9 protein-coding genes and 2 pseudogenes are annotated in these 8,402 nt (G+C 61.3%); 1 reads left to right on the forward strand and 10 read right to left on the reverse strand.

What is annotated here, in order from left to right:
* The 10 genes and pseudogenes from CWO89_RS47255 to CWO89_RS37090 all read right to left on the reverse strand — a co-directional run.
* Window positions 1–374 (reverse strand): annotated as a pseudogene (locus CWO89_RS47255) (CPBP family intramembrane glutamate endopeptidase); the annotation flags it as partial.
* 96 nt (window positions 375–470) lie between these two features.
* Window positions 471–833, reverse strand: coding sequence for an ATP-binding protein (locus CWO89_RS37055; RefSeq protein ID WP_245476757.1), 363 nt, complete (start codon window positions 831–833; stop codon window positions 471–473).
* A gap of 48 nt (window positions 834–881) precedes the next feature.
* A pseudogene (locus tag CWO89_RS49795) lies at window positions 882–1,765 on the reverse strand (pirin family protein).
* Window positions 1,766–1,789: 24 nt separating this feature from the next.
* The gene (locus CWO89_RS37065) at window positions 1,790–2,065 is read right to left on the reverse strand and encodes a GNAT family N-acetyltransferase (protein ID WP_245476753.1); all 276 of its coding nucleotides are present in this window, start codon (window positions 2,063–2,065) and stop codon (window positions 1,790–1,792) included.
* A complete protein-coding gene (locus tag CWO89_RS37070) occupies window positions 2,062–2,904 on the reverse strand; it encodes an alpha/beta fold hydrolase (protein ID WP_130583319.1) in 843 nt (280 codons plus the stop codon). Before CWO89_RS37070 ends, CWO89_RS37065 begins: the two co-directional genes overlap by 4 nt.
* 54 nt (window positions 2,905–2,958) lie before the next feature.
* Window positions 2,959–3,804 (reverse strand): SDR family NAD(P)-dependent oxidoreductase, encoded by an 846-nt coding sequence (locus tag CWO89_RS37075; RefSeq protein ID WP_245476754.1) that lies wholly within the window; start codon window positions 3,802–3,804, stop codon window positions 2,959–2,961.
* Window positions 3,805–3,835: 31 nt separating this feature from the next.
* On the reverse strand, window positions 3,836–4,876 hold the full coding sequence (locus tag CWO89_RS37080; protein WP_130583320.1) for an LLM class flavin-dependent oxidoreductase: 1,041 nt from the start codon (window positions 4,874–4,876) through the stop codon (window positions 3,836–3,838).
* Window positions 4,877–4,894: 18 nt separating this feature from the next.
* Window positions 4,895–5,152 carry a nuclear transport factor 2 family protein gene (locus tag CWO89_RS48430; RefSeq protein ID WP_245476755.1) on the reverse strand — a complete coding sequence of 86 codons (258 nt, stop codon included), beginning with the start codon at window positions 5,150–5,152 and terminating at the stop codon, window positions 4,895–4,897.
* Complete coding sequence (locus CWO89_RS48435; RefSeq protein WP_245476756.1) at window positions 5,149–5,505, reverse strand: MoaF-related domain-containing protein; 357 nt, start codon at window positions 5,503–5,505, stop codon at window positions 5,149–5,151. The genes CWO89_RS48430 and CWO89_RS48435 overlap by 4 nt, the downstream gene beginning before the upstream one ends.
* Window positions 5,506–5,870: 365 nt before the next feature.
* Entirely contained in the window at window positions 5,871–6,524 is a 654-nt protein-coding gene (locus tag CWO89_RS37090) for a hydrolase (RefSeq protein ID WP_130583321.1), read from the reverse strand.
* A gap of 148 nt (window positions 6,525–6,672) precedes the next feature.
* On the opposite strand from CWO89_RS37090, the gene CWO89_RS37095 reads away from it, so the two are divergent.
* A complete protein-coding gene (locus tag CWO89_RS37095; RefSeq protein WP_130583322.1) occupies window positions 6,673–7,599 on the forward strand; it encodes a LysR family transcriptional regulator in 927 nt (308 codons plus the stop codon).
* The last annotated feature ends 803 nt before the right edge of the window (window positions 7,600–8,402 follow it).

The raw sequence follows: 8,402 nt of genomic DNA on the forward strand, positions 1-8,402 counted from the left end.
CCGCCCCGGGCGGCGGCATGCAGTATGCCTTGAGGGTCACTGCTTCCGAACCACGTCAGATATGTGAACTGTATGATCAGGTTGAGACCGTAGCCGACGATCCCCGTCCCAACTGCGGTCACGAGCCACCGGGATGATACCGGCTTGAACCCGAACGGGCGCAGGGCGCGTATGCGCAGGCCGAATGCTGCACAGAAAGCGCCGACCCCGACAAAACCTCCCGCGGTCGAGCCGACAACCCCCAGGAGGACAGGATCGCCTTGGGGAAGGAGTCCCAGTAGCAAGGCGAACGCAAAAAGAAGCGCCGCATATGCCACGAGTCCAATCAATGTCTCTAGCCAGCCAGGTCTTTTCCATCGATCATCTGTGACCATAATCGCCCTCAAGTATGACAAGGCGGTGCATAGGCATCTCGCTCTATCGGGTTAGATGCGCAGGACAACATTGCGCCAACATTGGCTCGGTCGCGGCTACTGAACCGCGATAAATTCCATCCGTACGATCGCCCCTTCGCTGGGCGCCGTGGCACTGGTGATGCGGCCGCGATGATGATCTACGACTTGCTTGACCAGGCTGAGACCCAGGCCGGCACCAGACGGGCGCGGCCGCAGCCGATGAAAGGGTTCAAGCACCCGCTCGTGTTCCTCCGCCGGAATACCAAGCGCTAGGTCGGCAGCGACGCTGCGCGCGAGGACCACGAGGTCGATCCGGTCGCTCGGCGCGCCATTGTCCAATCGATGAAGATCGAGCAACTGCTCGGAGAGGATTGCAAGACGTGACACGTCCGGCAAAAGCGACCGTATACCCTTATCGTTCCCAGCGTCGATCTTCATCTTCAAAATAGCGATCGGTGTTCGCAGCTCGTACGGGCTACCCACGCCTCATCGGAAGGTCGGCATCGGCCCGTCCGGCAGCGGAATGAACTCCACATTGTCGGCGTCGGGAAGCTTCATTCTTCCCGCCTTCCAATCCGAGGCCGCCTGCGCGAGGCGATCCTTCGAGGATGATACGAAATTCCAGTAGATATACCGTTCGCCGACGGGCTCTCCTCCCAAGACCATCACTGAAGACTGCTCCAGGGCGAGCACGCGGGAGGCGATGGAAGCCAGCACCAGCATCTTGCCTGCCTCGTAGCGCTTACCATCCAGCTCCACCGCTCCTGAAGCGATGTACAGGGCGCGCTCTCTGTGCCCGCCCGGTATCTCGGCGGTCGCGCCGCTCGCCATATTGAGATGAGCGTAAAACAGCGGCGAATGCGTCGTGGCACTCGCCGTCAGACCATAGGCGCTGCCGGCGATGAGTTGACCTACCACGCCTGCGTCGTTCCATTGGGGAAGGTCGCTTCCGGAATAGTTGGAGAAGGAAGGCGCGCTCTCTTCATGTTCGGTCGGTAGCGCGACCCAGGCCTGGACGCCGTGCAAATGATCACCTTGCAGCTCGCCCGCTCGAGCCGCTCGCTGTGGGTAATGCCTCGACCTGCGGTCATCCAGTTAACCTCTTGCGGACGGATCGCTTGCTCGTAGCCGAGGCTGTCGCGGTGCATCACTTCGCCCGCAAACAAATAGGTGACGGTCGAGAGTCCGATGTGCGGATGTGGGCGGACATCGAGGCTACGATCGAAACCGGGCGCGAGATCGAGCGGTCCCATATGATCGAAGAAGACGAAGGGACCGACCATTCGACGCTTGGCGATCGGAAGCACGCGGCCGACTTCGAAGCCCCCGCCGAGGTCGCGACGTCGCTGTTCTATGACCATTTCAATCATGTCATCTCTCCTGATCGGTTCGGGTTATCGACGACGTCGGAATATTCGGGATGGTGCGCGTAGTAGGCCCATGAAGGGGCGGCGCAGGACTACCTTGCGACCGCTCACGCGGATCGCATCGAAGACGCCGTGTGCTAGCCGCGAGCCAACTCCCCGCCCAGAGAACTGCTGTGGGACCTCGGTATGGGTGAGGACGAGCCGGCCACCTTCGATGCGATAGTATACCGCCGCGATTTCGCTGCTGTCATCGATCGGAAGTTCGAAACGATGTTCGGTTGGATTGTCCCTAACCGCACTCATGCTCCGGCCTGGCCTTCGATGAACGCCAGCAGATCGGCGTTGATGAGATCGGGATGCGTAGCGAACAGCCCATGTGACAGGCCTGGATAGGTCTTCAGCGTGCCGTTCGGCAGCAACTCGATCGCCTTGCGCGCCGACGCGTCGATCGGCACCACCTGATCATCCTCGCCATGCATCAGCAGGACCGGCAGGGAGACGGCCTGAAGGTCCTCGGTGAAGTCCGTCTCCGAGAAGGCGGTGATGCAATCGTAGTGGGCCTTGGCGCCGCCCATCATCCCCTGCCGCCACCAGTTGCGGATCAGCCCCTCGCTTACGTCGGCGCCCTCACGGTTGAAGCCGTAGAATGGCCCGGTAGGGATATCGAGGAAGAATTGCGCACGGTTGCGAGCGAGTGCTTCGCGAAATCCGTCGAATACCTCCATCGGCAGGCCGCCAGGATATCGCGGTGTCGCCAGCATGATCGGCGGCACCGCGCCGATCAGCACCGCCTTCGACACGCGGCCGGGCTCGCTGCGGGCGACATAGCGGATCACCTCCCCGCCACCGGTCGAGTGTCCCACATGGATCGCGTCTTTCAGATCGAGTTCCCGGACCAACGCCGCGACGTCGGCCGCGTAGGTGTCCATCTCGTTCCCCGTATCGGTCTGGTCGGAGCGACCGTGCCCGCGTCGGTCATGCGCAATGACGCGATAGCCCTTGCTTAGGAAGAACAGCATCTGAATGTCCCAATCGTCTGCGCTCAATGGCCAGCCGTGATGGAACATGATGGGCTGGGACACTCTCGGACCCCAGTCCTTGTAGAATATCCGGGTGCCATCCTGCGTTGTCAGTATCGCCATTTTCTCCGTTTTCCTTTTGTGATTGAGATGAAGATCAGCTCAGGCCGGCAAGCGTCAGGCGGAGTGCATCCCCCCCGGCGTCGGGCTTTCGTGGGTGGCTCGGAGCATCTGCTCGGCGTCGGCGCCGACTACCGCGCGGCTCGGCGCGGGATGCTGCTCGGCGATTTCGATTACCTGTGCAGCGGTAGCGGCCGAGTCGAAACTGGCCGCCTGCATACCGCTCAGCCCCTTCGCGAAGGTGCCTAACGTCTTGCCGTAGAGTTTGCGTTGACCCGGCGTCATCCCGTTTGCGATCCGCGCCAAGGCCGACGTCTTTGCTGAACCACCCGTCTTCATGTTGCCGGTGGTCACCACCACGACCTCAACGCCGAAGGGTTTCAGTTCGGCACGGTAGACAGCCGAAAACACCTCGATCGCCGCTTGCGACGCTGCCGACGGCCCGCTGAACGGCAACGGCAAGCTCGCCATCCATGTGTTGACCTGCACGATACGGCCGTGCGCCTTCCGTAAGGCCGGCAAGAATGCGTTGATCACCGAAAGAGCACCGAATACGTTGACTTCGAACTCGTGACGGATGGCGTCGAGCAGAAGAATCTCGATCGGACCTTGAGTGAGGATGTCGGCATTGTTGATCAGGAGGTTGAGCCCGGCGGCGCCAAGTGCGTCCGTCACACCGCAGGCCCAAGCCTCCACGCCCATCGCCTTTGTGACGTCGCAGACGGTCAGGCTGACACGCCCGCCGGAAGCGTCCCTGAGATCTTGGACCTCCGCGGCGGACATCGCTGTGCCGAAGACGATGTAGCCCTTGGCGGCGAGTCCGAGCGCGATGTCGCGGCCAAGGCCGGCGCCGGCGCTGGTGACGACGACGGAACGGCCGGATCGTGGAGAGGTGGATACCATCACGTGTTTCCTTCCAGAGACGGAACACTCCTCACGGATTTGCGCCAGCCGCCCGGACGATCGGCGCGACTTCAGTGCCTAGGAGCTCGATCGAGCGCTTCATCGCGGCGGTTTCGAGCGAAGCGGTGCTCATCTGGAACGTGATGCGCGAGACGCCGCCGAGCGCCTCGCTGGCATGGAGCATCTTGGCTGCGACCGTCTTCGGATCGCCAATCAGGAACGCGCCTTGCGGACCGGCCATTTGTTCGAACTGCCGGCGTGTCGGCGGCGACCAGCCGCGTTCACGACCGATCTTCGCCGTCAAATGCGCCCAGCCGGGGAAGAAGGCATCGCCGGCCGCCGCGTCGGTTTCGCCGACGAAGCCCATCGCATGGACACCTACCGCGAGCTTTTCGGGATCATGCCCGGCGCGCGCGCCAGCTTCGCGATAGAGATCGACGAGCGGACGGAAACGCTCGAAACTGCCGCCGATGATCGCAACCATCAGCGGAAGGCCAAGCGCGCCGGCGCGAGCGAAGGATTGCGGTGTACCGCCGACGCCGATCCATAGCGGCAGCCGCGGCTGATGGGGACGCGGGAAGACGCCTTGGCCGCTGAGCGCCGGACGGAAGCGGCCTTCCCAGGTGAGATTGGTCGTCTCGCCCAGCTTCAGGAACAGGTCGAGCTTCTCGGCGAAGAGGTCGTCATAGGCCCGTGTATCCAGCCCAAACAGCGGAAAGGCCTCGCCGAACGAACCTCGGCCGACGACGATCTCAGCACGGCCCTTGGCAATCAAGTCGAGGGTCGCGAACTCCTGGAACACGCGCACCGGGTCGGCCGCGCTCAAGACGGTCACGGCGCTCGTCAAGCGGATCTGACTGGTGCGGGCTGCCGCCGCGGCCAAGATGACCGCGGGAGCGGAATCCAGGAACTCTGCGCGATGGTGCTCGCCGATGCCGAAGACATCGAGCCCGGCCCGGTCGGCGACCTCGACCTCCGCGATGAGGTCTGCCATGCGATCGGTGCCGGATGGAAGCTTGCCCGTCGCCGGATCGGGAAGCATGGCCGCGAAGCTATCGATACCGATTTCCATGGGAAGCCTTTCGAGCAGTTAAGCTTGGCGAGATCCCTCGTCGGGATCGAACATCGAAGCGCCCCCGATCGTCGCGGTTGCCGGCACATCGTTCTGCAGAACGTCCCAATGCTCGACCAGTTTGCCGCCTTCGATCCGGAAGAGATCGACTACGACCTGCGGAACGTCTGCCCAACCTCGGATTCGACCGTGAATCGCGACGAAATTGCCTTCGGCGACCATCAGGCCAGGCTCGTAGTATATGTCGCGCGACAGATTAGCGACGAGCGCCTTCAAGGCGTCTCGGCCTTGTGGGATGCCGGGATTGTGCTGGATGTAGCTGGAGCATAGAGCCGCTCGGCAGACGCTGCGTCTCGACGCTGGAATAGAGATGTCATCGCATCGAGGACCAGCGCCTTGTTTCGCTGGGGCCGATTGTCGGCGACGCGGTCGGGCGGCCGGGTGACAACCAAAGGCCCTGTCATTCGCATGAATTGACCACTCGGCAATGTAGCGAATGAAAGGACTTGGCAGCGGTCGAAGTCCTGGATGTTGGTGACTGTGGCTCCATCCCTCTCCTGCCAACTGACGGCAAAGATGCTGTTGCCGATGGGCACGACCTGAATATCGACGGTTTCGGTCCGGGCCAAAGGCCCCTCTTTCGAACGTCAATTGCGTCGCGGACAGCAATGTCAGGCCGACTTTGAAATTCGGATAGGAGACATCCATTTGCAGTCCAACCGGGTAGTGTTCGGCCACCATTTTGAGCCTTCCTTGCGGGTCGATTGAAACACAACATTCGGCCGATCGCGGCCGCGACGTCCTCCGCGGATGAACAGTGACAGGCGGTTGGAAATGGATCAGTTTCGTTGCCCGATTCGAGCGAGGTCGCTGTAGGCTCCCTCACCGCTGAAAGCGGTTCGGTTCCCAGTTTTCCGGAAAGAGGGGATGACGAGACTAGCCCAGCGGACACCCTTCGCAATGCATCGTCCGGACGCCCGTCACCCCCTTCAATTCACTTCGCGGCGCTTGGTACCGGAGTATTGAGCAATTGCTGTTCCCACATATAAGCGATACCGCTGCCGGCGAAGTGCTGGATGAGAATCTCGGTCAGCTCCTCGACATGCTCGGTGCGCGCCCAATCGCGTTGCCATTCGCCAGCGAGCGCCATCACGGTCATCACGTTCGCGCCGGCCGCGATCATGCGCTGAATTGCAACTTCGTGAGACTCCTTCGAAATCCCGCCCGACGCGTCGGTGATCACGGTCACGTCCCAGCCTTCGCCGGCGGCCTGGATGACAGGCATTGCGACGCAGACCTCGGTCCACAGGCCCGCGATGATCAGCTGCTTGCGGCCGGTCGCCTTGACGACGTTCACCACATTCTCGTCCTGCCAAGTATTCACCCAGGTGCGGTCGATGACTTCCTGGCCCGGAAATACGTCGGTGATCTGCTTAAAGAGAAGTCCACCGCGCGCCGCGATCACGCTGGTGAGAATGGTCGGAACATTGAAGGCTTTTGCGAGCTTCGCCAGCGCGGTCGTGTTGTTGACCACAGCTTGCGGATCGTGGCTGTTCAAGTTCGTGAGCTGATAGGGCTGGTGATCGATCAGAACGAGTACCGAGTCCTCGGGACGAAGAAGCGACGCTAGGCCGTTGCGAAAGGTCATGAATATCCTCTGCTGCCGTTAGATGAGGCTGATTTGTGGGAGACATCCGCCGACTGCGACGACGTCTGCGTGGACAGTGCCATTCCCATTTGCGATACGGTAGCGCTCGTCCTCGCCACACTGTGTCGCAAAAGCAGGAACGCTAAAATTGGACATTGAAGAACTGCGAACATTCGTAGAGGTCGCTGACGCCGGCGGAGTATCGTCTGCTGCGCGTCGGCTCGGGGTCTCCAAGTCGATCGTTAGTCGGCAGCTCGCTCGGCTTGAAGCAGAGCTCGGCGTCCAGCTGCTTGCACGAACCACTCGCGGCGCCGTACTCACAGAGGCGGGTTCCACATTCCGAGATCACGCCGCCAGAGTCTGCGCCGAGATCGATGTTGCCAGGGAAACGATCCTACCCGCAGGTGATCTTCGCGGCCGCTTGCGGATTGCTGCACCACTTACCTTTGGCCCGACTCATCTTGCTCCGGTGCTCGCCGAAATGGCGCGACGTCACCCTCAGCTTGGCATCCACACATGCTACACTGATCGCTTCGTAGATCTCATCGCAGAGGGTTATGATTGTGCGATACGGCTTGGCCATCTTCCGGACTCTAACCTGATCGCAAGGCGCGTCGGACCGATCTATGGGAAGTTAGTTGCGAGTCCGGAGTATATCAAAGCGCACGGATCGCCTGAGACACCGGATGAACTCCTCACGCATCAGGCTCTCATGCAGGGCACTGAAACCTGGCAGTTCATGGATGGTGAACAAACCGTCACGGTTCGACCGCAGGGGCGCTTCAAAGCCGACAACGGCACAGCTCTGGTCACTGCCGCCATAGCAGGACTCGGCATCGCTTATCTCCCCGAGGGCCTGATCCATGAGCATCTGGCCTCCGGCACGCTTGTTCCGGTCATGACCCGGCACCCGATACGTCCGGCCGGTGTATTTGTCGTCCGACCACCAGGCCAGCATCCCGCTCGCAAGATAAGAATCCTCACCGAAATGCTGATCGAGTGTTTCGTAAAAGGTCCGGACGTTGTCGGCACTGCGCCTGGCGGAGTGGAGCGTCGAGCCGAGGTGGGTATGTGATACGCGCGACCTGGGTCCCTCGAGCCTTCGCGAATGGATAGATCAACACCCCCGACGCCATCTCCTGCGGAGCCACGACGACTTGCCGGGAGCCGTCCCTGAACTCGTCGACACTATGGCCAACGACGTTCTGGAATTGCACCTGCAACACGCGGGGTTGCGTCCACTCACCACGCGGCCCGAAGGTGATGCGGCTCATGACTGTCGAGAACACAGTGCGTCTCGTGAACTCAGAAAGTGCGGTGTCGTCCAGGCTTCTCGTGCCCTCAATAGCCTGGGCTATGACCTGCATCTGCGAGTAGGCCAACGGCGCCATATCATGGCCGAGTGGATCCACGCCTGATCCTGCGGCGCGACCTGTAGGTCTCCAACAGTGAACCCACGCCCTCAAAGGCTAGGGAGGGTGCCGGAACCCAATATTCATAGTTCACGATCCCGTTGAGCAGCGGCCCGAGCTTGCTCTTAACATTGGCATTCTGCGGGCCGATCATGCTTGCGCCGACCATTTTGGGTCGGAAGGGATGCCTTTCGAGGGCTTGAACGAGATCGATCGTATCCGGGAGGTAGGAGCACAGGAAGAGAAGATCGGATCCGCTTTGTGCCACGTCGTCGAGAAGCGCATCGCGTCTCGGCGCCATGAACACGTCTTGCAACGTGACTGATGGAATGCAGTCGTTGTGGTCGACCTTACACGCTCGAGGATCGATGCATCTTTCGCTCGTCTCCGTAGACGTCAGGGAATCAACAGAACGCGGCCGAGAATCTTGTTGTCCTCGGCATGGCGGTGAGCGGCGGCAGCCTCA

It is taken from the genome of Bradyrhizobium sp. Leo170, assembly GCF_004296405.1.
GTDB lineage: Bacteria > Pseudomonadota > Alphaproteobacteria > Rhizobiales > Xanthobacteraceae > Bradyrhizobium.